Origin of the sequence: Nonomuraea pusilla (genome assembly GCF_900109355.1) — a bacterium.
GTDB lineage: Bacteria > Actinomycetota > Actinomycetes > Streptosporangiales > Streptosporangiaceae > Nonomuraea > Nonomuraea pusilla.
The window spans coordinates 116020-142150 of sequence record NZ_FOBF01000025.1 but is presented as its reverse complement, the minus strand read 5'-3'; the positions used below and the strand labels follow the sequence as shown (position 1 = coordinate 142150).

Annotated in this window: 23 protein-coding genes; 12 read left to right on the top strand and 11 right to left on the bottom strand. The window is 75.0% G+C overall.

Annotation, left to right across the window (positions count from 1 at the left end):
* Nucleotides 1-2 precede the first annotated feature (2 nt).
* Nucleotides 3-575, bottom strand: coding sequence for a hypothetical protein (locus tag BMX74_RS36780; RefSeq protein WP_091105106.1), 573 nt, complete (start codon nt 573-575; stop codon nt 3-5).
* A 360-nt stretch (nt 576-935) separates the two neighbouring features.
* On the opposite strand from BMX74_RS36780, the gene BMX74_RS36775 reads away from it, so the two are divergent.
* Entirely contained in the window at nt 936-1517 is a 582-nt protein-coding gene (locus BMX74_RS36775; protein ID WP_143078900.1) for a hypothetical protein, read from the top strand.
* 222 nt (nt 1518-1739) lie between these two features.
* Nucleotides 1740-2870, top strand: coding sequence for a Vgb family protein (locus BMX74_RS36770; RefSeq protein ID WP_143078899.1), 1131 nt, complete (start codon nt 1740-1742; stop codon nt 2868-2870).
* Nucleotides 2871-2991: 121 nt separating this feature from the next.
* Here the strand turns inward: BMX74_RS36770 and BMX74_RS36765 are convergent, their stop codons facing one another.
* On the bottom strand, nt 2992-4362 hold the full coding sequence (locus BMX74_RS36765) for a PP2C family protein-serine/threonine phosphatase (protein WP_256257494.1): 1371 nt from the start codon (nt 4360-4362) through the stop codon (nt 2992-2994).
* Nucleotides 4363-4458: 96 nt separating this feature from the next.
* Nucleotides 4459-5793: an aminotransferase-like domain-containing protein gene (locus tag BMX74_RS36760; protein ID WP_091105101.1), complete on the bottom strand. Its 1335-nt coding sequence runs from the start codon at nt 5791-5793 to the stop codon at nt 4459-4461.
* Between the two features lie 93 nt (nt 5794-5886).
* Here BMX74_RS36760 and BMX74_RS36755 point away from each other — a divergent pair, with 93 nt between their 5' ends.
* Nucleotides 5887-6648, top strand: a complete 762-nt coding sequence (locus tag BMX74_RS36755) for an enoyl-CoA hydratase-related protein (RefSeq protein WP_091105100.1) — start codon at nt 5887-5889, stop codon at nt 6646-6648.
* Between the two features lie 123 nt (nt 6649-6771).
* Here the strand turns inward: BMX74_RS36755 and BMX74_RS36750 are convergent, their stop codons facing one another.
* Nucleotides 6772-7362 (bottom strand): helix-turn-helix domain-containing protein, encoded by a 591-nt coding sequence (locus tag BMX74_RS36750; protein ID WP_091105098.1) that lies wholly within the window; start codon nt 7360-7362, stop codon nt 6772-6774.
* A gap of 50 nt (nt 7363-7412) precedes the next feature.
* Between BMX74_RS36750 and BMX74_RS46395 the strand changes: the two genes are divergently transcribed.
* On the top strand, nt 7413-9029 hold the full coding sequence (locus tag BMX74_RS46395; RefSeq protein ID WP_305728683.1) for a methyltransferase domain-containing protein: 1617 nt from the start codon (nt 7413-7415) through the stop codon (nt 9027-9029).
* Between the two features lie 57 nt (nt 9030-9086).
* Here the strand turns inward: BMX74_RS46395 and BMX74_RS36740 are convergent, their stop codons facing one another.
* Complete coding sequence (locus BMX74_RS36740; protein ID WP_177227650.1) at nt 9087-10223, bottom strand: ROK family transcriptional regulator; 1137 nt, start codon at nt 10221-10223, stop codon at nt 9087-9089.
* Between the two features lie 178 nt (nt 10224-10401).
* Between BMX74_RS36740 and BMX74_RS36735 the strand changes: the two genes are divergently transcribed.
* The 5 genes from BMX74_RS36735 (at nt 10402) to BMX74_RS36715 (ending at nt 15422) form a co-directional block, all read left to right on the top strand.
* Complete coding sequence (locus BMX74_RS36735; RefSeq protein ID WP_055502322.1) at nt 10402-11676, top strand: ABC transporter substrate-binding protein; 1275 nt, start codon at nt 10402-10404, stop codon at nt 11674-11676.
* On the top strand, nt 11673-12515 hold the full coding sequence (locus BMX74_RS36730) for a carbohydrate ABC transporter permease (protein ID WP_055502323.1): 843 nt from the start codon (nt 11673-11675) through the stop codon (nt 12513-12515). The genes BMX74_RS36735 and BMX74_RS36730 overlap by 4 nt, the downstream gene beginning before the upstream one ends.
* Nucleotides 12505-13350 carry a carbohydrate ABC transporter permease gene (locus tag BMX74_RS36725; protein ID WP_055502324.1) on the top strand — a complete coding sequence of 282 codons (846 nt, stop codon included), beginning with the start codon at nt 12505-12507 and terminating at the stop codon, nt 13348-13350. Before BMX74_RS36730 ends, BMX74_RS36725 begins: the two co-directional genes overlap by 11 nt.
* 9 nt (nt 13351-13359) lie before the next feature.
* Entirely contained in the window at nt 13360-14703 is a 1344-nt protein-coding gene (locus BMX74_RS36720; RefSeq protein ID WP_091105095.1) for an alpha-L-fucosidase, read from the top strand.
* Nucleotides 14704-14945: 242 nt separating this feature from the next.
* Entirely contained in the window at nt 14946-15422 is a 477-nt protein-coding gene (locus BMX74_RS36715) for an ATP-binding protein (protein ID WP_091105093.1), read from the top strand.
* Nucleotides 15423-15456: 34 nt separating this feature from the next.
* Here BMX74_RS36715 and BMX74_RS36710 read toward each other — a convergent pair whose 3' ends face one another.
* The gene (locus BMX74_RS36710; RefSeq protein ID WP_091105091.1) at nt 15457-16479 is read right to left on the bottom strand and encodes an NADP-dependent oxidoreductase; all 1023 of its coding nucleotides are present in this window, start codon (nt 16477-16479) and stop codon (nt 15457-15459) included.
* A 119-nt stretch (nt 16480-16598) separates the two neighbouring features.
* Between BMX74_RS36710 and BMX74_RS36705 the strand changes: the two genes are divergently transcribed.
* A complete protein-coding gene (locus tag BMX74_RS36705; RefSeq protein WP_055502328.1) occupies nt 16599-17060 on the top strand; it encodes a MarR family transcriptional regulator in 462 nt (153 codons plus the stop codon).
* Nucleotides 17061-17130: 70 nt separating this feature from the next.
* A complete protein-coding gene (locus tag BMX74_RS36700; RefSeq protein WP_091105090.1) occupies nt 17131-18462 on the top strand; it encodes a nicotinate phosphoribosyltransferase in 1332 nt (443 codons plus the stop codon).
* A 22-nt stretch (nt 18463-18484) separates the two neighbouring features.
* On the opposite strand, the gene BMX74_RS36695 is transcribed toward BMX74_RS36700, so the two are convergent.
* From BMX74_RS36695 to BMX74_RS36675, 5 genes are all read right to left on the bottom strand, one after another.
* Nucleotides 18485-19210 carry an alpha/beta fold hydrolase gene (locus BMX74_RS36695; RefSeq protein WP_055502330.1) on the bottom strand — a complete coding sequence of 242 codons (726 nt, stop codon included), beginning with the start codon at nt 19208-19210 and terminating at the stop codon, nt 18485-18487.
* Between the two features lie 111 nt (nt 19211-19321).
* Entirely contained in the window at nt 19322-20278 is a 957-nt protein-coding gene (locus BMX74_RS36690; RefSeq protein ID WP_055502331.1) for an alpha/beta hydrolase, read from the bottom strand.
* A gap of 132 nt (nt 20279-20410) precedes the next feature.
* Nucleotides 20411-21403 carry an alpha/beta hydrolase gene (locus BMX74_RS36685; protein ID WP_055502332.1) on the bottom strand — a complete coding sequence of 331 codons (993 nt, stop codon included), beginning with the start codon at nt 21401-21403 and terminating at the stop codon, nt 20411-20413.
* Between the two features lie 48 nt (nt 21404-21451).
* Entirely contained in the window at nt 21452-24241 is a 2790-nt protein-coding gene (locus BMX74_RS36680; RefSeq protein ID WP_218154166.1) for an ATP-binding protein, read from the bottom strand.
* Nucleotides 24242-24403: 162 nt separating this feature from the next.
* Nucleotides 24404-25132 (bottom strand): TetR/AcrR family transcriptional regulator, encoded by a 729-nt coding sequence (locus BMX74_RS36675; protein ID WP_055502334.1) that lies wholly within the window; start codon nt 25130-25132, stop codon nt 24404-24406.
* Between the two features lie 85 nt (nt 25133-25217).
* On the opposite strand from BMX74_RS36675, the gene BMX74_RS36670 reads away from it, so the two are divergent.
* Nucleotides 25218-26057: an alpha/beta fold hydrolase gene (locus BMX74_RS36670; RefSeq protein ID WP_082535014.1), complete on the top strand. Its 840-nt coding sequence runs from the start codon at nt 25218-25220 to the stop codon at nt 26055-26057.
* Nucleotides 26058-26131: the final 74 nt, after the last annotated feature.

Here is a 26131-nt window from a genome sequence, read left to right as displayed (position 1 = left end):
GGTCAGGCGACGGAGTGGTTGATCGTGCCGGTGTAGGTCCCGGCCACCGCCTGTGCGGGCACGTTGATCACGATGGTCGGGTTCCAGCTCACCGAGTTGTTGCCGGAGCCGCTGGTCTTGCTGAAGGCGGTGCGCGTGGTGTCCAGGGAGACGGCGGCCGCGGCGCTCGCCTGCCCGGGGACGAACGTGCCGGTGCCGGAGGTGCCGGTGGCCCCGCCGGACCAGTACAGCAGCGCGGTGTTCGGGATGGTCTCCGCGGCCGTGCCGCCGCCGGTGGTGAATCCCCCTGACGCGGCGACGACGGACGCGACCCACGTCGCGGTGACGGCGGCGCGCAGGTCGCTGACGCTGACGGCGCCGAGCTGGCCGCTGATCTGGCCGCCGGGATGGTCGGTGCCGACGCTGACGGGCCCGTCGGGCACGGTGATCGACAACCCGCCCTGCGCCGTGACGGTGAAGGTGACGGTGGTGGAGCAGGTGGTCGAGGCGGGGCAGGTGCCGGCCTGGGCGGGCAGGGCCACCATTCCGGCCGCGACCAGGCCGGCGACACCCGTGGCGACTCCCAGACGGCTCATCAGACCTCTGCTCTCCTGTGACGGCGACGCTCCTCCCCCGGGCGGAGGCCGGCGGGCACTCAGGATTGTGGGGGGAGGGGGCGCGCGGGAGCCCGGGAGAGGCGGCCGTCTGGCGAGTCTTGACGATCACGAGGCGCCGGGCGGAAGGTCCGCACGCCGGCCGGGGTCGCGCGCCGCCGCTCCCAGGGCCGCGAGGGCCGGAGATCACGGCGCCCCAGGCGCCCTCCGACGGCCGGCGCGCGGGATCACCGTGGTTTGACCCTGGATTTGCCGCCCACACACGCGGCCCGGCCGCCCCGCACGGCCGGGCCGCTCTAGGCTGCCATCGGCCGGCGGCATCGCGAGGAGAGGGACGCCGCCGTGTCGTCGCGGAAGGAGACAGATGGGGGCGAGCAGGTGACGACCGAGCCCGCGCGTGGGGTCCGGCTGCGGCTGGCGGCGTCGGTCATGGTGCTGCTCCCCCTCGTCCCGGCGGCGCCGGGGGTGCCCGCCGTGGTGCTCGCCCGGCGGGCCGACCCGCTGACGATCAGCGTGCCCGACTCCGTGAACCTCGGCCCCACGCAGCCGGGCGGCGTGCTCACCGTCACCCTGCCGGCGATGACGGTGAGCGACTCCAGAGCCGGCATCCCACCGTGGACGGCGACGGTGACGGCGACGAACTTCACCACCGGCGGCGGCACCCCGGCCGAGACCATCCCGAGCGGCAGCGTCTTCTACTGGTCGGGCCCGGCGACCGCCGTCTCCGGAGGGGGCCTGCGCACCCCCGGCCAGCTCAACGCCGCCGACCGGGTCGCCCTGTCCGCGCAGGTGACCGCGTTCAGCGGCCGCAAGGGCTCGCTGGCGACCCAGACCACGAGCTGGCGGCCGACGCTGGTCGTCAGCGTCCCCTCGTCGGCCACCGTCGGCTCCTACACCGGGACCCTCACCCACTCCGTCGCCTGAGCGCGCGTCCCGTGTCCCTCGGCGAGTTGGCCGTTCCATGACCCGCCACGCACCCGGACGGCCGGGGACGGGCGGGGGCCCTCCGCGATAGTGGGACCGCAGAAAGCCGGACACGGGCGGTGCCCGCCGGGACCGGGACGCCGGTCCCCGGCGGCACGTCGCGCCCGCCCTCCGGGGCCGGCCCGTGCCCGCGTCGTCCACCACCATCCGGAGGGACCTGTCATGCGTCCATCGCTTCGACGCCTGCGCTATCCGCTCATGGCCGTGGCCCTGCTCCTGGCGGCCGGCGGGCAGGGGGCCGCGTCCTCGACGGCCTCGGCGTCCTCGGCCCCGCCGCCCAGGCCCGCGCCGCCGCGTCCCTGGGTGACGCTGTGCCTCAAGCTCAAGCAGATGCCGCAGCACCGCCGCATCCGCTGCCACTTCCCGCCGGCGCCCAAGCGCGCCACGGCGCAGGGGTCGGCGCGCGAGCGCCGGGTCTCCATCAGCGAGCTGTCCATCCCCACCAGCCCCGCCACCCCGGTGGGGATCACGACGGGCCCGGACGGCGCCCTGTGGTTCGCGGAGAACTACGCGAACAAGATCGGGCGGGTCACCACGTCCGGCCTGTTCACGGAGTACACCCTGCCGACCGCCGACTCCGAGCCCGCCCATCTGACCACCGGCCCGGACGGCGCGGTCTGGTTCACCGAGGCCACCGGCAACGCGATCGGCCGCATCACCACCGGCGGCGTCATCACCGAGTACCCGCTGCCCACGGCCGACGCGTACCCGTGGGGCATCACGGCCGGCCCCGACGGCGCCCTGTGGTTCGTCGAGCAGCTCGGCAACCAGGTCGGCCGCATCGACACGGCCGGGAACATCACGGAGTACCCGCTGCCGACGGCGGGGGCGTACCCGATGCGCATCACGACCGGCCCCGACGGCAACGTCTGGTTCACCGAGCCCCTGGCGGGCAGCGTCGGGCAGATCACCACGGACGGCACGATCACGGAGTTCGCGGTGCCGTCGTCCGGCGCGATGCCGGTGGGCATCACCACGGGCCCCGACGGCAACCTCTGGTACACCGACGCCAACGGCAAGATCAGCAACCTGACGACCGGCGGCGACTTCACCGAGCACACCCTGCCCGACATCGACACCTTCCCGTGGGGGATCACCGTCGGCCCCGACAACGACCTCTGGTTCGTGGAGCAGGCCGCCGACATCGTCACCAGCTCCACCACCAGCGGCGTGATCGACCGCGAGGTGCTGCCGACGAACGTCTCCGGCCCGTTCGACATCACCGACGGCCCCGACGGCAACCTGTGGCTCACCGAGGACTACGTCGACCAGCTCGCGGTCGTCACGCCCTGAGCGCCCGGCTCCTCTGCCGCTCCGCCGGCGTCCCTCGCGGCGCGGCGGAGCGGGCGTGCCGGGGGGCGACCGTGTCGGGGCGCGCGCGTGTCGGGGGCGCGCACCTGTCGGGGGCCTGCCGCTACCCGGCCGGCGCGGGCAGGCGCACCGCCAGCAGGGCGATGTCGTCCTCGAAGTGGTCGCCGCAGCGGGCCAGGACGTGCTCGCACATCGCGTCGAGCGGACGCCCGGCCGCCTCGCCCGCGGCGCGGGCCAGGTCCTCCATGCCGGCGCGCAGCTCGCGGCCGCGCCGCTCGATCAGCCCGTCGGTGTACAGCAGCACGGTGGCCCCGGCCTCGACGACCTGCTCGTGGTCGGGGCGGACCAGCGAAGGATCGACGCCGAGCGGGTGCCCGCCGTCGCCCCCCAGGTAACGGGCCCGCCCGCCGGCGGTGACGAGCAGGGGCGGCGGGTGACCGGCGCTGCACCACGACAGCCGCCACCCGTCGCCGGCGCGTTCGCCCGCCTGCTCCACGCGGGCGAGCACGACGGTGGCCATGGAGCCGCTGTGCAGGCCGTGCAGGACCTCGTCCAGACGGTGCAGGACCCGGGAAGGGGGCTCGCGCTCGTCGTAGGCGATCACTCGCAGCATGCTGCTGATCTGGCTCATCACGGTGGCCGCCCGCACGTCGTGGCCCATGACGTCGCCGACCATGAGGCAGGGCGTGCCGTCCGGCAGCTTGATCGCGTCGTACCAGTCGCCGCCGATCTGCGGCACCTCGGTGGCCGGGCGGTAGACGGCGTGCACCCGCAGCGGCCCCAGGTCGGGGAGCACGGGCAGCAGGCGGCGCTGGAACTCCTCGGTGGTGCGGCGCAGCCGCGCGTACAGCCGGGCGTTGTCGATCGCCACCCCGGCGGCGCCGGCCAGCGCCATGACCACCTGCTCGTCGCCCTCCGAGAACGGCCCGCCCGAGCGCCTGTCGGCCAGGTACAGGTTGCCGTACAGGGCGCCGCGCACCAAGATCGGCACGCCGAGCAGGGTGTGCATGACGGGATGCCCCTCGGGGAAGCCGGTGAAGCGCGGGTCGCCGGTGACGTCGTCCACCCGGAGCGGGGCCGGCGCGTTCGCGAGCGTCCCCAGCAGCCCCTCCCCGTGGGGCAGGCGGCCCACGTCCGCGGGCGTGCGCTCCGGCACGCCGTACGTGATCAGGTCGGCGAACCCGCCGTTCTCGTCGAGCACGCCGAGCGCCGCGTAGCGGGCGTCGAGCAGGTCGGCGGAGACGTCCACGATGGTGCGCAGCACCTGCTGCAGCTCCAGCTCCCCGCTGACGGCCAGCACGGCCTCCAGCAGCCGCCGCGTCCGCTCGTGGTGGAGCCCGGCCCGGTCCAGCCCCGCCTCCGGGCGGCGCGGCTCCTCCCCGCCGGCGTCGCGCGGCCCTTCGCCGGGTTCCCCGGCCCGGGCCGCGGGGCGCCCGGTTCCGTGCTCGCCGTGCTGCCTCACCTGAGCCCCCACGTTCGCGTCCCCCGCGCCTCCCACCCCCCTGCCCGGCCCACGGTGCGGCACACCCCGCCGGCACCCTCGTGACCTGGGCTGACGCCGGAGGGGGCGTCAGGGCGGGATGGCGTCGACCGCGCGGCGCAGGCGGCGCAGCGCCGGGCCGAGCTCGCCCGGCGGGGGCGTGGCCAGGGCCAGCCGGAGCGCGCGCGGGCGCGAGGGGCCGATGGCGAACGCGTCGCCGGTGGACACGAGGATGCCCTCCTCGGCGAGCACGGCCGCGACGTGGTCGGGACGCTGGTGCGGCTCCAGCCGGAGCCAGACGCTGTAGGAGGCCGGGTGGGCGGTGACGTCCATGCCGGCCAGCGCCTCCCTGGCCGTCTCCTGGCGGGCGGCGGCGTCGGCGCGGCGGGCCCGTTCCAGCCGGGCGACGGTGCCGTCGGCGATCCAGCCGGTGGCGACCGCGGTGACGAGGCCCGGCGTGCCCCACGTCGTCGTGCGCAGGGCTCCGGTGAGCGCGGCGGCGTGCCGGGCGGGCACGACGGCGAACCCGAACCTGAGCCCGGTCGCCACGTTCTTCGACAGGGACGCGACGTAGCAGGTGCGTTCAGGGGCGAGCTCGCGCAGCGGCGGGGGCGCCGCGGTCTCCAGGAACGCGTACGTGCCGTCCTCGATGACGAGGCAGCCGGCGGCGCGGGCGACGGCGGCGAGGCGGGCGCGCCGCTCCGCGTCCAGCACCCAGCCGAGGGGGTTGTGCACGGTGGGCATCGTGTAGATCGCGCGCACCCGGCGGGCGCGGCACAGCCGGTCGAGCGCGTCCAGGTCGGGTCCCGACGGGGTGACGGGCACCGGCGCGAGGTCGAGTCCGTGCGCGGCGGCGAGGAGCCTGATGCCGGGGTAGCTGAGCGCGTCGGCGGCCAGCACGTCGCCGGGCCGGGTGAGGGCGCGCAGCACGACGTCGAGCGCCTGCTGCGTCCCGCCGGTCAGCAGCACGTCGGCCGGGGCGGCGTCGATGCCGCGCTCCAGCAGGTACGTGGCCACGACAGCGCGGTCCTGGCGGCGTCCGCCCGGCGGGTGCTGGCGCAGCAGCGCCTCCACGTCGCCCGACGTGGACAGGGCGCGCAGGGCCCGCCGCAGCTCGTCGGCCTGGCCGTCGGCCAGCGGCTGGTTGAACGACAGGTCGGCCACGCGCGGCACCGGCAGGGCCCGCGACGGCTCGGGACCGTCGTAGCCGGACGGGTGCCGCACGTACGTGCCGCGCCCCGGCTCGCCCACGACGAGGCCGCGCGCCGCCAGCTCGGCGTAGACCCGGGTGGCGGTGGCCACGGCGATGCCCCGCTGCCGCGCCAGCGCGCGGTGCGGCGGGAGCCTCGTGCCGGCGGGCAGCGTGCCCGCGCGGATGGCCGCGGCGAGCTCGTCCGCGACGTGCTTGTACGACGGTGGCCGCATGGCCGAACTGTATCCAGGACGATGAGTGGATCGTCCTGGATACCCCCGCCTAGGCTCGGCGGCGTCCACGTCCCGACGAACGGAGCCCCGGGCATGACCGTCCACGCAGAACGTGACGGCGACCTCCTCACCCTCACCATCGACAGGCGGCACAAGCTCAACGCCCTCGACTACCCGACGATCGACGCCCTGCTCGCGGCGCTCGACCGCGCGGAGGCCGACGACGTCGTACGCGCGGTCATCCTGACCGGCGCCGGCGACAGGGCCTTCAGCGCGGGCGCCGACATCCCGTCGCTCGCCGCCAGCATCGAGGGCGGCGCGGAACGGGCCCTTCGGGAGATCGTCCGGCGCGGCCAGGGGCTGACCCGGCGCGTCGAGGAGTTCCCGAAGCCCGTGATCGTCGCGGTGAACGGCCTGGCGTACGGCGCCGGGTGCGAGATCACCGAGGCCGCGCCGCTCGCGGTCGCCGCGGAGCACGCCGCGTTCGCCAAGCCCGAGATCACCCTCGGGTTCCCTCCGCCGTTCGGCGGCTCGCAGCGGCTGCCCCGCCACGTCGGGCGCAAGCGCGGCCTCGAACTGATACTCACCGGCGACCCGATCCCCGCCGCCAGGGCCGCCGAGCTGGGGCTGGTCAACAGCGTCGTCCCGGCGGGCGACCTCCTGCCGGCCGCGCGCGACCTGGCGGCCCGCATCGTCCGGCACGCGCCGACTGCCGTGACGGCCTGCCTGCGCGCGGTCACCAGGGGTGTGAACCTGCCGATCGACGAGGGGCTGGCGGTGGAGGCGGCCTGGTTCGCGGCCACCGTGCCCACCGGCGGGGTGCGGGACGGCCTGCGCCGCTTCCTCACCCGCTGACAGTGATGATGGAGAGGAGCGCTTCCCGCCAGAGTTTGACCCACCCACTGACAGTGCAGCCCGCCGAAGCCCCCCCGGCCAACCGGCGGAGCGTCCCGCCGGACCGCCGGGCGGAGCGTCCCGTCAGCCGTCCGGCTCGGCCGCGCGCGGCCGGGCGCGCACGTGCATGCGCTCGCCCTGCGGCCCGAACAGGCTGAGCACCTCCACCGGCGCCTCGCCGGTGCTGCCGAACCAGTGCGGCAGCCGGGTGTCGAACTCCGCCGCCTCCCCCGCCTTGAGCACGACGTCGTGCTCGGCGAGCACCAGCCGCAGCTTCCCGCTGAGCACGTACAGCCACTCGTAGCCCTCGTGCCTGCGCGGGTCGGGCTCGGAGCGGCCGGGGCCGATGACCATCTTGAACGCCTGCGGCCCGCCCGGGTTGTGCGACAGCGGCACGATCGTGGCGCCGTACTGCTCGATGGGCTTGAAGCGCACCCGGGGGTCGCCGACCTGCGGCGCGCCGACGAGCTCGTCGAGCGGCACCTGGTGGGCGCGCGCGAGCGGCAGCAGCAGCTCCAGGGTGGGCCGGCGCTCGCCCGACTCCAGCCGCGACAGCGTGCTGACCGAGATGCCGGTGGACCGCGCGAGCTCGGCCAGCGTGCTGCCGCGCTTCCTGCGCAGCTCCCGCAGCCGGGGGCCGACGGAGGCCAGGACGGAGGCGTCGTCGTTTGCCATGTCAGCAAGGTTACTTGCCGGATCGACGCACCAGGACGCACGGTGGGGCCATGTCAGCGAGTGAGAGGACAACGATGGTGGACGAGGCGTACGACGTGGTCGTGGCGGGCGGCGGCGCGGCGGGGCTCAGCGGCGCGCTGGCCCTCGCGCGGGCCCGGCGATCGGTGCTGGTGGTGGACGCCGGGCAGCCGCGCAACGCGCCCGCCGGGCACGCCCACAACTACCTGGGCCGCGAGGGCACGCCGCCGGGCGAGCTGCTGGCGTCCGGGCGCGAGGAGCTGGCCCGGTACGGCGGCCAGGTGGTCACCGGCCGGGTCGAGGCCGTCGCGAAGGACGGCGAGGGCTTCCTCGTGACGCTCGACGGCGGCGGCTCCGTGCGGGCGAGGCGGCTGCTGTGGGCCACCGGGCTCGCCGACGAACTGCCCGACGTTCCGGGGCTGGCGCAGCGGTGGGGCAAGGACGTGCTGCACTGCCCGTACTGCCACGGGTGGGAGGTGCGTGACCGGCGCATCGGCGTGCTGGCGACGGGACCGCTGAGCGGGCACCAGGTGGAGCTGTGGCGGCAGTGGAGCCGCGACGTGCACCTGCTGCTGCACCGCACCCCTGCGCTCGACGACGAGCGGGCCGAGCGGCTGGCCGCGCTCGGCGTCACCGTCGTGGAGGGCGAGGTCGCGGGCCTGGAGGTGGACGGCGACCGCCTCACCGGCGCGCGCCTCGCCTCGGGCGAGGTCGTCGCGCTCGACGCGCTGGTGGTGGCGTCCAGGATGACGGCCCGCGCGGACCTGCTGGAGCCGCTCGGGCTGCGCGCGGTCCCGCTGGAGTACGGGGGCCACGTCGTCGGCACCCACCTGCCCGCGGGCCCCGGCGGGGCCACGGACGTGCCGGGCGTGTTCGTCGCGGGCGACGTGGCCGACCTCCAGAGCGGGTTGATCATGGCCGCCGCCACGGGCACGCGGGCCGGGGCGGCGATCAACGCCGACCTCGTCGCCGAGGACGCCCGCGACGCCGTCGAGGCGTACCGGGAGCAGGTGCGCACCATGTTCGAGCAGGAGGGCTGGGAGGAGCGCTACCGGGCCCGCCCCGCCCTGTGGAGCGGGCGGCCGAACCCGCAGCTCGTCGCCGAGGCGTCCGGCCTGGCGCCGGGGCGGGCGCTCGACGTCGGCTGCGGCGAGGGCGCCGACGCGATCTGGCTCGCCGGACGCGGATGGCAGGTCACCGCCGTGGACATCTCGGTCACCGCGCTGGAGCGGGCCGCCGCGCACGCGGCCGCCGAGGACGCGCAGGCCGCCGCCCGCATCACCTGGACGCACGCCGACCTGCGCGAGCAGCCTCCGGCCGAGGGAGCCTACGACCTCGTGTCGGCGCAGTTCATGCACCTGCCCGGCCCGGCGCGGCGGGAGCTGTTCGCCCGGCTGGCCGACGCCGTGGCGCCCGGGGGGACGCTCCTGATCGTCGGGCACCACCCGTCCGACCTGCGGGCGAACGCCCACCGGATGCGCTTCCCCGACATGATGTACACGGCCGAGGAGGTGGCCGCGGCGCTCGACCCCGCCGAGTGGGAGGTGCGGACGGCCGAGACGCGGGCGCGCGCCGCGAAGAACCCCGACGGGGAGGAGGTCACCCTCCACGACGCCGTGCTGGTCGCCCGCCGCCGCCCGCTGGGCTGACCGGCGAGGGACCGTCGTCCGGCGTCGGGAGGCGAGGCCGGCGGCCAGGACCAGACGTCAGGAGGCGAGGCTCGCGGCGAGGACCAGGCTGGCCGCGCCGCGCGCGTGGCCGCTGTCGTCCCACGGCCTGAGCGTGATCTCCAGCTCGGGCAGCGCCGCGATGACCCCGGCCTCCACCGAGCGGTGGAAGCCGGGCGCGAGGTACGGCCAGAGCACGTGGCTCTCGCCGATGACGGTCAGCGCCCGCACGGCCAGCACGTTCACCACGCCCGCCACGGCCCGGCCCAGGACCTCGCCGGCCTCGGCGAGCAGGTCGCGCACGCCGGGGGCGTCGGCGGCGGCCAGGCGGCGCAGTTCCTCCAGCGGCGGCGGCGCGGGGACCAGGCCCCGCGCCACCGCCTGCCCGGCCAGCCCGTAGTCGGCGACGTACGCGTCGACGCAGCCGCGCCGCCCGCACACGCACGGCGGCCCGCCGGGGCCCGTCGGCACGTGCCCGAACTCGCCCGCCACCCCGTCGGGCCCGCGGTGGACGCGGCGGCCGAGCACGATGCCCATGCCGACGCCGTCGCCGATGGCGAGCACCAGGAAGTCGTCGTGGTCGCGGCCGGTGCCGTACAGGAGCTCTCCGGTGGTGGAGGCCCTCGTGTCGTTGTCGATGAGCACCGGCACCGGCAGGCGCTCCGCCAGCGCGGGCTGCACGGCCAGGCCGGTCCAGCCCATGCGCGGCGACAGCCGCACCGTGCCGGTGCCGGGGTCGATCACCCCCGGCACGGCCAGCCCGATGCCGAGCACCCTTGAGCCGGTGGCGGGATCGCGCAGCACGTCCTCGCACGCCGCCGCGAGCTGCCCGACCGGGTCGTGGCCCGGCGAGAAGGGCCGGGTGAAGCGGGCCACCTCGCCGCCGTCGAGCCGGGCGAGCACCCCGAGGACGTGGTCGGGGTGGACGCGCAGGCCGAGCGTGTACGCGGCGTCGGGGACCACCTGGAGCGGCACCTTCGGCCGCCCCCTGCCGCTGACCTCCGGCGGCAGCTCCCGCAGGAAGCCCAGCTCGATCAGGCGGCGGGTGTGCTCGCTCACGGTGGCGGCGCCGAGGCCGAGGCGGGCGGCGATCTGCGACCGGTTGAGCGGGCGCGGCCCGAGCATGGCGAGGATCTCCGCCTTGACGAGGTCCTCCCGGTACGGGGGTGGAGGCATGCCGCTCATTCTCCCTCTCTCGACGCCCTGCTCTTGAGGCCTGCTCTTGAGGCCTGCTCCTGGCGGCCGATGTTCACGCCCTGCTCTTGACGCCCTGCGCGCCTCGACCCTAAGGTCAGCCACCATAATAAATTCGCCCCCGAAAAATATCATGGGCGGCGTCTAGGAGGGAGCGCAGATGCGCATGCGCGGAAGCGTCCTGCCGGCCCTGGGCCTGGCAGGCATCATGGTCTGCGCCGCTTGCGGCGGCGGAGGGTCCGCCACGGCGGGCGGCACGCGCGACGGGGGCGGCACCGTCACCCTGGACTGGGAGATGTGGGCCGGCAGCGAGGACGAGAAGGCCCAGCTCGACCACCTCGCCGGGCTGGTCACCCAGAAGTACCCCACCATCAAGGTCAATCTCCGGACGGCGCCGTTCAACGACTACTTCACCAAGCTCCAGACCGAGTTCGCCGCCGGCAAGCAGCCGTGCGTGGTGTCCATGCAGAGCCTGCGCCTGGGCGCCTACGCCGACCTGCTGGAGCCGCTCGACGGCAAGGCCGACGTCCAGGGCTTCTCGCCCGCCGCGCTGCAGGTGCTCAAGCTCGGCGGCAAGCAGCTCGCCCTGCCCTACGACCTGGCGTCGATGCTCCTCTACTACAACAAGGACGCCTTCGCCAAGGCCGGGGTGCCCGAGCCGAGGAGCGGCTGGACGATCACCGACTTCGAGCAGGCGGCCAAGAAGCTGTCCACCGGCGGCAAGGCCGGGTTCGGCATGTCGTTCGCCGACCTGCACTCCCTGTCGCTCATGCTGTCCTACAACGGCGCCCAGCCGGTCACGCCCGACGTCAAGCTCCAGTTCGACAGCCAGCCGATGGTGGACGCCCTCACCTGGTACGCCGGGCTCGCGGCCGGCAAGGCCGCGCTGGTGCCCGCCAGCTCCTCCGACGTGGGCTGGGGCGAGACGCAGTTCCTCAACGGCAACGCGATGATGGCCGTCGACGGGTCGTGGAACATCGGCTCGGCCGTCAAGGACGCGAAGTTCAAGGTCGGCTTCGCGCCGCTGCCGGCCGGGCCCGGCGGCTCGAAGACGTACCTCGCGGGCTCCGGCTTCGGCGTCGCCAAGGGCTGCCCGTACCCGGACGAGGCCGTCAAGGCCGTCTCCGTGCTGACCGGTGCCGACGCCCAGGGCTACCTGGCCGGGCAGGGCCGCAGCTTCCCCTCGCGCACCGCGCAGCAGGCCACCTACGAGGAGTTCCTCGTCAAGCAGGACCCGGCGAACGCCGAGCCGGTGCGCGCCGCGATCGCCTCCGTGAAGGAGGGCCTGGCCGGAGGCGTGCCGCTGTTCACCACCAGGAACTGGGACAGCGTCGGCAAGCTCATGGCGCAGTACCTGATCCAGGTCTACACGGGCGCCCAGACGCCCAAGGACGCGCTCGCCACCATCCAGCAGCAGAGCGTCAGAGGCCAGTGAGACCGCGCAGGACAGAGCAGTGGAGCGCGCTCGGCTTCGTCACGCCGAGCGTGCTCGGACTGGGGCTGTTCACCCTGTTCCCGTTCGGCATGGCCGTCGTCATGAGCTTCTTCGAGTGGCCCATGCTCGGCTCGCGGCGGTTCGTGGGGCTGGAGAACTTCCGCTACCTGCTCGGTGACGACCCCGACTTCCTCACGGCGCTGCGCAACACGTTCGTATTCACCGGCCTGTACGTGCCGCTGAACATCGTCCTCGCCCTCGGGCTCGCGTTCTGGATCAACAGGTCGCGCTGGGCGAACCTGTGGCGGGTGCTGTTCTTCGTCCCGGCCGTCACCCCGATGGTCGCCAACGCCGTCATCTGGAAGCTGCTCTTCCAGGCCATGGGCGGCGAGCCGAACCTGCTGGCAGACGGCCGCACCGCCCTGGTCTCGGTCGTGGTGATGAGCGTGTGGCAGGGATTCGGCTACAACATGATCGTCTTCTCGGCCGCCATCAACGAGATGTCGCCCAGCGTGCTGGAGGCCGCGTCCATCGACGGCGCGACCGGCCTGCGCAGGCTCGTCAGCGTGCAGCTGCCGCTGATCTCGCCCGCGCTGTTCTTCGCCGCCACCATGACGATGATCAACGCGTTGCAGGTGTTCACCCAGCCCTACATCCTCACGGCCGGAGGTCCGGGCAACGCCACGGAGACGCTGGTCATGAACGTCTACCAGGCCGGCTTCCAGTCCCGCGACCTCGGGCTGGCCGCGGCGGGCGCATGGCTGCTGTTCGCGATCATCCTCGGCGTGACGGCCCTGCAGTTCCTGGGGCAGAGACGGTGGGTCCACTATGAGAGCTAGCCGCGTGGCGTCCCGGGGAGCCGGACGGGCGCTGTCGCACGTCCTGCTGGCCGCCGTCGCCCTGCTGTTCCTGTACCCGCTGGTCTTCGCCGTCGCCACCGCGCTCAAACCGCCGGGCGAGACGTTCGGCTCGCCGACCTCGCTGGTCGGCTCGGAGGTGCGCTGGCGCAACTTCGCCGACGTCTTCTCGTACGTGCCGTTCGAGCGGTACATGCTCAACGGCGTCCTCGTCGCGGGCGCGGGCACCCTCGTCGTGCTCGCCGCGTCGGCGCTGTCGGCCTACGCCTTCGCGGCGCTGCGCTGGCGCGGCAGGGACGGCATCTTCCTCGTCTTCCTCGCCACGATGATGGTGCCGCAGGAGGTGCTCGTCGTGCCGATGTTCCTCCTCATGCAGGCGCTCGGCTGGGTCGACAGCTACCAGGCGCTGATCTTCCCGTGGGCGTTCACCGCGTTCGGGGCGTTCCTGCTGCGGCAGTTCTTCAGGAGCGTGCCGGGCGAGCTGCGCGAGGCGGCCCGCCTCGACGGCGCCGGCGAGCTGCGCGTCTTCCTACGCATCCTGCTGCCGCTCGCCAGGCCCGCCCTCGGTGTGCTCGCCGTGTTCACCTTCATCGGCTACTGGAACAGTTTCCTGTGGCCGCTCATCATGATCAACGACGTGAACGCCCGCGGCACCGTGCCGCTCGGCCTGCAGCTGTTCTTCGGCCAGAACGGCAACCAGTGGCACCTGGTCATGGCCGCCTCCGTCATCTCCGTCCTGCCCACCCTGCTGCTGCTGGTCGCGCTGCAGAAACACCTGGTGAAGGGAATCGCCACGGCCGGGCTGGCCGGGCGCTGAAAGGAACCCATGCTCTTCTTCGACCGACGCACCGGGCCCGACCTCGGCGCGGACGCGCCGGACTACCCCGAAAGGCCCGTGCCGGACTGGTACCGCGACGCCAAGTTCGGCGTGTTCGTGCACTGGGGGCCGTACTCGGTCGCCGGCTGGGCGCTGCCGCGCGTCCCCGGCCAGGACGTGCCGGTGGAACTGGAGTACAGCCACCACCAGTACGCCGAGTGGTACGCCAACACCCTGCGCGTCCCCGGCTCCCCCACCCGCGACTTCCACGAGAGCGCCTTCGGGGTGGGCACCTCCTACGAGGACCTGGCCGACCTGTGGGACGCCGGTTCGTACGACCCCGGCGCCTGGATGCGGCTGTTCGCCGACTGCGGGGCGCGTTACGTGGTGCCCACGGCCAAGCACCACGACGGGTTCTGCCTGTGGGACACCGCCACGACCCGCTTCTCCAGCGTCCACCGGGGGCCGCGCCGCGACGTCGTCGCCGAGCTGGCGGGCGCCGCCCGCTCGGCGGGGCTGCGGTTCGGCCTCTACTACTCGGGCGCGCTCGACTGGCACGTCTCGGACTTCCCGCCGATCAGGTCGCTGACCGACCTGTTCACCTACCGGCGCAACGACCCCGCCTTCGCCCGCTACTGCTACGAGCAGGTGGCGGAGCTCGTCGAGCGGCACCGGCCGGACGTGCTGTGGAACGACATCGACTGGCCCGACTCCGCCAAGGCCCGCGGCCCCCACAGCCTGGCCGCCCTGTTCGAGCGCTACTACGAGGTGGTGCCCGACGGCGTGGTCAACGACCGGTGGGGCGTTCCGCACCTGGGGTTCAGGACCCGGGAGTACCGCACCGAGTCCGCCGCGCCCGCGTGGGCGTGGGAGGCCACCCGCGGGCTCGGCGCGTCGTTCGGCTACAACCGGGCCGAGGACGACAGCCACCTCATCGGCGCCGCCGAGCTGGTGCACCTCCTGGTCGACACCGTCGCCAAGAACGGCAACCTGCTGCTCAACATCAGCCCGCGCGGCGACGGCTCCCTGCCGGAGGCGCAGGTGGAGCGGCTGCGCCACCTGGGCGGGTGGCTCGCGGCCCATCCGGACGCCGTCTACGGCACCCGTCCGTGGCGCCGCCACGCCGAGCCGTCGGGCGCGCCGCTGCGCTACACCGTCCAGCCGGACGGCACGCTCAACGTGATCGTCCTCGACCCGGCGCACGGCGCCTTCCGCCTGCCGTCCGACCTGCTGGGACGTACGGGCGCGCGGTGGGGCGGCGTCCCGGCGGAGGTCGGCCCGGACGGCTCGGTCACCGTCCCTGCCGGGCTGCGTCACCTGCCGGCCGCCGTGCTGGCCCTGCCGCCCGCCTGAGCCGGGGCCACGGGACGGCGTCCCTGCGACGCCGTCCCCGGCGAGGATCCTGGCCGGCGCCTCCTGGACGGCGGCGCGGACCCTCGCGGGGTCGTCGAGCAGCCCCCTACGCACGAGGGCTCAGGCGCACCCCCGGCAGAATGCCCTGGTCGGGGGCCTTCGACTGCGCATTGTGCCCACCATGAGCGCCGGGGGCGCTTCCTAGCCTGGTGGCCATTGCCGTCCAGTTCAGGAGGTACCTCGTGAACTCGCTCATCCCGCACACACAGCGCGGGCCCGCCCTGTACGGGTACGGGCCTGCCACGCCGCTGGAAGAGCGGTCCGCCTTCGCCTCCTGGTCGCTGCCGGCCGACCCCAGGTCCCCCGGCACCGCGCGGCGGCTGGCCGGCGGCCGCCTGGCCCGGTGGGGGTTCGGCGACGTCGAGACCGCCGTCCTCCTGGTCAGCGAACTGGTCACGAACGCCGTCCGCTACGCGCCCGGACCCATCACGCTGACCGTCTGGCTCATCGACGGGCTGCTGCGCTGCGAGGTCACCGACACCAGCCCGCGTCCGCCCACGCTGCGCACGCCCGTGCTGTACGACGAGGGCTGCCGCGGGCTGCCCCTCCTGGACGCCCTCGCCTGCTGCTGGGGCGTGGCCAGGACCGGGGACGACTGCGGGGAGGGCGGCGAAGGGGAAGGCAAGGCCGTCTGGTTCGAGCTGCCCACCCCCCGCTGACCTCCCCCGTCGCGCGCCACCGGCGCGGGCGCCGTCAGAGCCTGACGAGCATCTTGCCGACGTTGTCGCCGCGCAGCACGCCGAGGAACGCCTCCAGGGTGTTCCCGACGCCCTCGACGACGGTCTCGCGGTACTTCAGCGCGCCGGACGCGACCCAGGGCCCTACCTCCTCGACGAACCGCGGCTGCAGGTCGTAGTGGTCGCCCACGAGGAAGCCCTCGATGCGGCCGCGGGTCTGGATGAGCCGGGAGAGGCTGCGCGGGCCGGGGGCGGGCTCGGTGTCGTTGTAGACCGAGATCATGCCGCAGATCGCGATCCTGCCGCCCCGGTTGAGGCTGCCGATGGCGGCCTCCAGGTGGTCGCCGCCGACGTTGTCGAAGTAGACGTCCACGCCGTCGGGGGCGGCCTGCGCGAGCTGCTCGTGGACGGGGCCCGCCTTGTAGTTGAAGGCGGCGTCGAAGCCGTACTCGTCGAGCAGGAGCCTGACCTTCTCGTCCGAGCCGGCCGAGCCGACGACCCGGCCGGCGCCCTTGAGCCTGGCGATCTGGCCGACCTGGCTGCCGACGGCGCCCGCGGCGCCGGAGACGAAGACGCTGTCGCCCGCCTTGAACGCGGCGGTGCGCAGCAGGCCCGCGTACGCGGTCAGGCCGGTCATGCCGAGGACGCCCAGGTAGGCGCTGAGCGGCGCGGCGTCCGGGTCCACCTTGACGGCGTGCCCGGCGTCCACGACGGCGTACTCGCGCCAGCCGAGGAAGTGCAGGACGTGGTCGCCCACCGCGAGGCCGTCGGCGGCTGAGGCGACGACCTCGCCGACGGCGCCGCCCTGCATCGCCCGGCCCAGTTCGTAGGGGGCGACGTACGACTTGGCGGCGCTCATGCGCCCGCGCATGTACGGGTCGACGGACAGGTACAGGTTGCGGACGAGGACCTGGCCGGGGCCCGGCTGCGGGATCGGGGCCCCGACGAGGGCGAAGTCCTCGGGCCTCGGCAGGCCGACGGGGCGGCTGAGCAGGTGCCACTCGCGGCTGACGGCGGGGATCGAGGGCGTGTCGGTCATGTGGGTCGCCTTTCGGTGCGGGGCAGGGACCGGGCACGACCCGGCCGAATATTTCAGAACCTGAAATAACGATGCATCTCAATATTTCAGGTTGTCAAATAACTGGGTACCCTGGACGCATGGCCCGTGCGTCCCAGCCCCGCTCCGACGAGCTGACCCTCGAAGTCGTCGAGCTGATCGGCTCCGTCGTCGCCCGCTACCACGAGGAGTACGAGGAGGCCGCCGCCGAGCACGCGCTGACCGGCGCGCAGGCGGGCGTGCTGAACCTGCTCGCGCGCCACCCGTTACCGATGCGCAAGCTGGCCGAGAAGCTGAAGTGCGAGCCGTCGAACGTGACCGGCATCGTGGACCGGCTGGAGTCGAGGGGCCTGGTGGAGCGCAGGCTCGACCCGAACGACCGGCGGGTGAAGCTGGCCGCCGCCACCGACGAGGGACGCCGCGTGGCCTCGGGGCTGCGCGGCGCCCTGCGCTTCGCCCGCGAACCGCTCGCCGGGCTGTCCGACGAGGAGCGGCGGACGCTGCGCGACCTGCTGCGGCGCATGCTCGACGACACCGGCGACGGACACGCGGCCGCCGGATGACCTGCCGCGCCCACCCGCCCCGGCGCATGAATCCCGGCAGGGGGAAAGGTCAGACGGCGGGGGGATTGCGATGGCGACGGGACTGCTCACCGACCTGTACGAGCTGAACATGGCGGCGGCCTACCTGCGGCGGGGCATGACGGGACCGGCCACGTTCAGCCTGTTCGTGCGCGAGCTGCCTCCCGGCCGGGGCTTCCTCGTGACGGCCGGCCTGGAGGACTGCCTGCGGTTCCTGGAGGACTTCCGGTTCGGCCCCGCCGACCTCGACCACCTGCGGCGCAGCCAGGGCTACGACCCCGGCGTGCTGGAGGCGTTCGGACGCCTCAGGTTCACCGGCGACGTGTGGGCGCTGCCCGAGGGCCGCGTCGCGGGCGCGGGCGAACCCGTCCTGGAGGTGACCGCGCCCGTCGCCGAGGCGCAGCTCGTGGAGACCGTGCTGCTCAACCACGTGACGTTCCAGACGTGCGTGGCGACCAAGGCGGCCCGCTGCGTGCTCGCGGCCGGCGGCGCCCGGCTGGTGGACTTCGCGTTCCGCCGCACGCAGGGCATCGAGGCCGGGATGGCGGTCGCCAGGGCCTCCGCGATCGCCGGGTTCTCGGCCACCAGCAACGTGGAGGCCGCCCGCCGGCACGGGCTGAGCGCGGCGGGCACCATGGCGCACTCGTTCATCGAGGCGTTCCCCGGCGAGGAGGCCGCCTTCGAGGCGTTCGCCGAGCAGTTCCCCGGCGCCTGCACGTTCCTGGTGGACACGTACGACACGCTCGAAGGGGTGCGGAGGGCGATCGCGGTGGCCCGGCGCACCGGGTCGGCGCGGGGCGCCGGCGAGGGCCTCGGGGTGCGGCTGGACTCCGGCGACCTGGCGGAGCTGTCGAGGCGGGCCAGGCGGCTGCTGGACGAGGCCGGCCTGCCCGCGGCGCACGTCTTCGCCAGCGGCGGGCTGGACGAGCACGACATCGCCGCCCTCGTGCGGGGCGGCGCCCCGATCGACGCGTACGGGGTGGGCACCAAGATGGGCGTGTCGGCCGACGCGCCCTCGCTCGACAGCGCGTACAAGCTCGTCGCCTACGGCGGACGGCCGGTGATGAAGCTCTCGGCGGGGAAGGCCACCGCGCCGGGCGCCAAGCAGGTCTTCCGCGGGGACGCCCACGACGTGGTGGGCCTGCGGGACGAGCCCGTCCCCGACGGCTGCCGGCCGCTGCTGGCCCCGGTGATGACCGGCGGCCGGCGGGTCGCCCCGCCGGAGCCGCTCGCGGCGATGCGCGAGCGCTGCGCCGCCGACCTCGCGGCCCTGCCCGAGCGGGCGCGCGCCCTGCGCGACCCGCGCCCGCGGGAGGTGCGCACCAGCGCCCGCCTGGATGACCTGACCCGCCGCGTCCGCGCGGAGATCGAGCGCTCACGCTGAGGACGCGGGCCTGGCGTGGGTGTCAGGCCGAGGTGGCCTCGACGGCCTCGCGGATGAGGGCGGCCACGTCCTTGGGGCGGGACACCGCGACGGCGTGCGAGGCGCCTTCCGCCTCGACGATCGTCGCCCCGGCCCGCCGCGCGCCGAAACGCTGGACCTCGGGGTTGATCGCCTGGTCGCCGGTCGCCACCAGCGCCCAGGACGGCTTCGCCTTCCAGGCGGCCGCGCTCGCCGGCTCGGTGAACGCGGAGGCGGCCAGCGGGCGCTGCGCCACCGCCAGCACCCTGGTGACCTCGGCGGGCACGTCGGCGGCGAAGACCGACGGGAAGGCGCCGGCGTCGATGGTGAACTCGACGGCGGTCCCGCCGTCCGGCAGGGGGTAGTCGGCGGGCCGCAGCGCGCCGGCCAGCGGCGGCTCGGCGTAACGGCCCTGCAGCTCGCCCAGGCTCTCGCCCTCGTCCGGCGCGTAGGCGGCGACGTACACCAGGCCGGCGACGTTGCCGGCGGTTCCGGCGACGGTGATGAGCGCGCCGCCGTACGAGTGGCCGGCGAGCACGACGGGCCCGTCGATCCGCGCGGCCACGGAGGCGACGTAGGCGGCGTCGGAGGCCAGGCCGCGCAGCGGGTTGGGCGGCGCGACCACGGGGATGCCGTGGTCCTGGAGGTCGGCGATGACGCCGGACCAGCTTGAGGCGTCGGCGAAGGCGCCGTGGACGAGGACGACGGTGGGTGTGGCGTTCGCGGTCATGGAGTCAGCTCCTTGTCATGGTCGGCCGCCCGGAGGCGAGCCCGAATCAGAGGTGAGCCCGGTCGGGATGGCGGGCGCGGGAAGGGTCGGCCCGCGGTCGCGGGCGCGGGCTCAGGCGTGCAGGGCGTCGTGGAGGAAGTCGCCGCCCTGCCGGGTGGCGGCCCTGGCGGCGTACGTGTCCCGCATCGCGTTGACCATGACGAAGTCGTGGATGACGCCCTGGTAGCGGACGGCGGTGACGGGCACGCCCGCGGCGCGCAGCTTGGCGGCGTACGCCTCGCCCTCGTCGCGCAGCACGTCGGCCTCCGCCACGATGACAAGCGCCGGCGGCAGCCCGGCGAGGTCGTCCAGCCCGGCGCGCAGCGGCGAGGCGGTGATCTCGGCCCGCTGGGCGGGGTCGGTCGTGTACTGGTCCCAGAACCACTTCATCCCGTCACGGCTGAGGAAGTAGCCGGTGGCGAACTGCTCGTAGGAGGCGGTGCCGAAGTTCGCGTCGGTGACGGGGTAGAACAGCAGCTGCGCGGCGAGCCTCGGGCCGCCCCGCCGCTTGGCCAGGATGGTGGTGGCCGCGCTCATGTTGCCGCCGACCGAGTCGCCCGCCACCGCGATGCGGGACGGGTCGAGGCCGTGCTCCGCCCCTCGCGCGGCGATCCACTCCAGCGCGGCGTAGATCTCCTCGATCGCCGTCGGGTACTTCGCCTCCGGGGAGAGGCTGTAGTCGACGAACACCGTGGCGGCCTGGGCGCGTACGGTCAGCTCGCGGACGAGGCGGTCGTGGGTGTGGGCGTTGCCGAACACCCAGCCGGCGCCGTGGACGTACAGCACGACGGGCAGGACGCCCCGCGCGCCCGCCGGGCGGAAGACCCGGATCGATACCGTGCCGGACGGGCCGCCGGGGATGTCGAGGTCCTCGACGTCGGCGTCGGGCACCGGCACGTCGCCGTCCTGCACGGCGTCGACGGCCTTGCGGCCCTCCTCGGGGCCGAGGTCGTACAGGAAGGGCGGGTTCTTCGTCGCCTCGGCGAACGCCTGCGCCGCCTCTTCGAGGACGGGCTTGATGTCGGACATGCTGCCTCTTTCCAGACGTGTGGGAGCCGCCCCCCGGCGGCTCATGCCGCATCAGCCTCCCAACGCGGACGTACTGGACGCATCAGTATGTTGACTGGCCTTCGCGGCGGATCGGCGCCGGATCAGCGCTGGTCAGGGCTGGACGGCGAGCGCGTCCCTGAGGAACAGGCCGCCCTGCCGCACGGCGGCGCGCGCCGGGGGGCTGTCCCGTACGGCGTTGAGCGACGCGAAGTCGTGGACGGTCCCGAGGTAGCGGACGGCGGTGACGGGCACGCCCGAGGCCAGCAGCCGGCGCGCGTACTCCTCGCCCTCGTCCCGCACGACGTCGGCCTCCGCCGAGACGATCAGGGCGGGCGGCAGCCCCGCGAGGTCGTCCGGGGTCGCCCGCAGCGGCGCCGCGGTGGGCTCGGCGAGGTCGCGCTCGTCGTCGGCGTACTGCTGCCAGTACCACTCCAGCGCCGCCCTCGTCAGCAGATGGCCGGAGGCGAAGCGCCGCTGCGAGTCGGTGTCGCAGCGCGGATCGGTCATCGGGTAGTAGAGCAGCTGGGCGCGGAGGCGGGGGCCGCCGCGCCGCTTGGCCGTCATCGTCAGCGCCGCCGCCATGGTGGCGCCCGCGCAGTCGCCCGCCACGGCGAGCCTGCGCCCGTCCAGCTCCAGGTCGGCCGCGTGCTCGGCCACCCACGTCAGCACCGCGTACGCCTCCTCGACGGCCACCGGGTACCGCGCCTCCGGGGTGCGGGTGTACTCGGGGACGACGAACGCCGCCCCGCTGAGGGTCGCGAGCTCGCACACCAGCCTGGCGTGCGTCTCCGCGTCGCCGAGCATCCAGCGTCCGCCGTGGACGTACAGGACCGCGGGAAGCGCCCGCCCCGCGGTGGCCGGGGGGCGGAAGATCCAGAAGCCGGTGAGGCCGCGTGGCCCCACCGGCGCCGCGTGGAGCTCGGCGTCCACGCCGGCGTCGTCGCGCGGGTGACCCTGGGCCTCCAGCAGCGCCTGCCGGCCGTCGACGGGGCCGAGCTGGTGCAGGTAGGGCGGGTCGGCCGAGGCGTCGACGAGCCTGCGGATCAGGGGGTCGAGAACGACCGGGGGCTCGTCGGCGGGCGGTCCGCCGGGCTGCGTCGCCACGGGCTCACCTCTCGTCGTCGTGCCGGCCGGGCGGCCGGGGTGCTGCGGTCACAGGTCGCCGAAGAAGTCGCGGAGCTGGTGGCGGCTGCTCACACCCAGCTTGGGGTACACGTTGTACAGGTGCGAGCTGACGGTCCGGGGCGAGAGCATGAGCTGCTCGGCGATCTCCCTGTTGCGCAGGCCCTGCGCCGCCAGCCGGACGATCTGCCGCTGCTGCGCGGTCAGCTCCGACAGCGGGTCGGGCTCCACGGGGGCGCCCCCGACGCCGCTCGCCCGCAACTCCCTGCGCGCCTCCTCCGCCGACCCGGCCGCGCCGAGCCGCGTGAACGACTCCAGCGCGGCGGCGAGGAGCGGCCGGGCGTCCAGAGGGCGGCGGCGCCTGCGCAGCCACTGCGCGTAGTGGAGCCGGGCCTGCGCCCTGGCCGGCGGCCACTGGTCGCCCCCGGGGTTGACGACGGCGAGCCTGAAGTGGTGCTCGGCGTCCTTCGGGTCGCCGGTCAGCGCGGCGGCGTGGTGCAGCAGCAGCGTCATCCTGGTCGTCGGCCGCGGCCCCACGGCCTCGCGCACCGCCGCCACGATCGGCGCGGCCTCCTCCTGCCGTCCCGTCCGGTGGGCGGCGGCGGCGAGGTCGGCGACCGAACGGTACGACAGGAAGTAGTGCAGGGGCGTGCCGTCCTCGCCGAACAGCGCCATGAAGTGGCGCAACGCGGCGTCGAAGTCGCCCGCCGCGGCGGCGGCCGCGCCCGCGGCCCGCAGCAGGCGGGCGTGCGTGGCCCGGTTCTCCTCCAGGCTGACGGCCGTCCAGGCGGGGTCGGCCGGCACGCCGCCCGGCTCGCCGCGCAGGGCGCGCAGGGTCGCCCGCAGCGCCTCGACGTCGATCTCCAGATGCCGCAGCTTGTGGACCGCGGCCAGCGTCGCCGTCTGCTCCAGGTGCTCGTCGGCCTCGGCCCAGCGGCCCGTGTCGATCAGCGCCGAGCCCATCGCCGCCAGCGTCGGCCCCGCGGGGCCCATGGAGCCGTACGCGGCAAGCATGGCGTACGCCCGCCGGTAGAACTCGACCGCCAGCTCCGACTCGTCGGCGTACCAGGCGAGCCCGCCGAGCGCGTGCAGGCGGGTCATCTCCGGGACGCCGTCGGCGAGGCCAGGCGCGCCGGGCCTCCTGCGGACGCGCGCCAGCAGCTCGGGAGCCTTGACCGGGTCGGCGCCCGCCAGGGTCACGGCCCGCACCACCTCGACGGACTCCGGCGCCGTCAGCTCGGCGTAGGGCGTGGCGTGGGCGGCGGCCCTGTCCGGGCCGAGCAGGGAGGCGATCGGGAGCCTCCCCTCGGGCAGGCCCGACTGGAACCCGACCGCCTGCAGCACGGCGGCCAGGGCGAGCACCGTCATGCCGTCGGCGGGCGGATGCGGGCGCAGCGCGCTCAGCAGCACCTGGAGTCCCTGCCGCTGGTGGCCCGACAGCGATAGGGCGATGCCGGCGCCGCAGGCGGCGACGCCGAGCAGGTCGCGGTCCTCGGTCAGCGCGACGACCTTGTCGTACAGCTCGCGCACCCACGACGGGTCGCCGGCGTTCTGCGCGGCGCGCAGGGCCTTGGCGTACCGGCGGGCCCGGTCGGCGGGCTCGGGGCTGCACTCCGCCGCGCGTTCCAGCGCCCGCGCCGCCGCGAAGAAGCCGCCGCGCCGCTCGGCGAGCTGCGCGGTGTCCTCCAGGGCCGCCGCCACCGTCTCGTCGTGCCCGAGGCAGGCGGCGGCCAGGTGCCAGGCGCGGCGGGCCGGGTCGGAGGCGAGGGCGGCCGCGAGGTCCTTGTGCGCCTGGTGGCGCAGGTAGGCGGGGCCTCCGTGGTAGGAGGCGGCCCGCGCCAGCGGGTGGCGGAAGGCGACCCGCCCGTCCAGGACGGTCACGAGGCCGGCGTCCTCGGCGGGCGCCCAGTCCCGCAGGCCGGGCCCGGCTCCCGCGGCGGCCATGACGGTGGCGAGGTCCCCCTGCTCCGAGGCCGCCGCGTACAGGACGAGCCGTCTGGTGGTCTCCGGGAGGGCGCGCAGGCGGGCGGCGTACATCTCCTGGATGCGCTGCGTCTGCGGCAGCCCGTCGCCGGGCAGCGCCCGCGCGCCGCCCGTCCTGGCCGCGCGGCACAACTCGACGATGGCCAGGGGGTTCCCGCCGGCCTGCTGGAGCAGGTCGATGCGCGTCCCGCCGGTGGGCGGGTGCGGCTGGGCGTCCAGCAGCTCGGCCGCGGCCTGCTCGGTCAGGGGGCCCAGCAGCAGGACGGGCAGGTCCGCGGCGACGCCCTCCGGTGGCGTCTGCCCGCGCGCAGCCAGCAGCACCCGCACGGCCTCCACCGCGGTGCGGCGCATCACGAAGCCCAGGACGTCGAGCGAGTCGCGGTCGAGGTGCTGGACGTCGTCCACGACCAGCAGGAGGCGCCGCCGCCTGGACGCGCCGGTCAGCAGCGTGAGCACGGCCATGCGCAGCAGCGTCGCGTCGGGCTGGGCCTCGGCGGGGGCGATGCCGAACGCGGTCTCCAGCGCCACCCGCAGGTGCGCGGGCAGCGTGCCGGCGTCGGGCAGGAGGGGCAGGAGCAGCTGGTGCAGCGATGCGAAGGACTGCCGGGACTCGGCCTCGCTGCCCTGCGCCTCCAGGACGAGCACGCCGGCGCCGCGCGCCCGGTCGGCCGCGACGGCGAGCAGCCTCGTCTTGCCCGTGCCCGCCTCGCCGAGCAGGAGCAGCATGCGGGGTTCCCCGCAGCCCTCGACGACGCCGAGGATCGTGTCGGTCTCGGCCTGGCGTCCCACCAGTGCCGCGGGCTCCAGAAGGGGCGCGGCGCCGTGCCCTGCGGTCACGCGGGACGCCCGGCGATGATAGGCCCGGTTTGAAACCTGGATGCACGATCGAGCGGTTCGTCCATGATGAGCATTTCTTGTGGAGGTTTGTCGGGGTACCTCACCGTAGCGCGCCCGGAACGCCCTCCGTCCCGCCGGGCCCGGCGGGATCCGCCGGGGGGCTCATGGCGGGGGCGGGGCGAGGCGGCGGGCGGCGAGGCCGTCCAGGAGGCAGTCCAGGCCGAACTCGAAGCGCCGCTCGCTCTCGCGCTCGACGTCGATCTCGCCCGTGGCGGCCATCCTGCGGGCCAGCGCCGGGTGGCGTGCGGCGACCTCGCGCAGGTAGCCGGCGGCGCGCTCGCCCCAGCCGGCCCCGCTCTCGCCCATGCGTTCCAGGGTGCCGTGCCAGGCGACCTCGGCGATGACCGCGCCGACCACGTGGTCGTTGACGGCCGCCATGGCGGCGTCGAGGTCGGCGCCGGCGAACCCGGCGCGTTCCAGCAGGCGCAGCCCGGTCTCGGCCAGGGCGAGGGCGTTCGGCCCGAGGTTGGGCCTGAGGGTCAGCTCGGACAGGGCCCAGCGGTGGCGCAGCAGCATGGCGCGGTTGCTGCGGGCCAGCGCGGCGAGGGCGGGCCGCCAGCCCGGGGCGCCGGGGTCGGCGGACACCTCCGCGAGCACGCGGTCGAGGGCCAGCTCCAGCAGGTCGTCCTTGGTGCGTACGTACCAGTACAGCGACCCCGCGGTGACGCCCAGCTCGGTGGCGACCCGGCGCATCGACAGGCCGCCGTGCCCTTCGGCGTCGAGGACGGCGACGGCCACGTCGACGATCCGCTCGCGGGTGAGCCGGCGGTCGCGCGGCGGCCGTTCCGGACGCAGCCACACCGACCCGCCGGAGGACTCTGACGACGGCACGCGATCACCCTACCGGCTTGACGAGCACCTCCCCCTTCTCTTATACAGCGTTCAATACCGTTGAACGATGTTCAAGGAGCCGTGCATGTCCCTCTCCCCCGCCGCCCCGCTGTTCCGTGCGAACGGCCCCCTGCCCGGCGCCGTGCGCGTGACCGCGCTCGGCCCGCCGAACGCGCCGCGAGCGGTCTTCGTCCACGGCTCGACGAGCTGGGGCGACGACCCCGTGTACGGGTTCGCGGCGCAGCGCCCGCTGGCCGGCCGGTTCCGGCTGCTCCTGATGGACCGGCGCGGCCACGGCGGGAGCCCCGACGCGGGTGACAGGTTCGCCGGCGACTACCTGGCCGACGCCGACGACGTCGCCGAACTCCTCGGCGCGGGCGCGCACCTGGTCGGCCACTCGTACGGCGCCGTGGGAGCCATGATCGCCGCGGCGCGCAGGCCGGAGGCGGTGCTCTCGCTCACGCTGATCGAGCCCGGCTGCTACCAGGCGGCGGCCGACGACCCCGCCGTGGCCGAGGCGCTGCGCGCCAACCGCGCCGCCTACGCCGACCTGCCCGACCTGACGCCGGAGCAGTGGCTGCGGGCCGCCGCCGGCTCGGCCGGCATGCCGGAGCCGGACACGGGCGAGCGGCGGCTGCGCGCGGCCGGCACGGCGCTGCGCGAACGCGTCTGCTGGGAGGCCGGCGTCCCCCTGCCCGCGCTGCGGGCGGCCGGCTTCCCCAAGCTGGTCGTCTCGGGCACCTGGGAGAACGCGCCGGGGCCGTACCGGGAGCGCGGCGGCGTCCCCCTCATGGCCTGCGCGCGGGTCACGGCCGAGCGGATCGGCGCCCGGCACCTGCGGGTTCCCGGCAGCGCCCACTACCCGCACGTCGAGGCGCCCGAGCAGGTGAACGGGGCGCTGGCCGATCTCTGGTCCCGGGGCTGAACGGCCGGCGGAAGGAGGCCTAAGGAAGGCCGTAAGGGCTCCGTAAGGGCGGCTCGGCAGGCTACAGCCATACC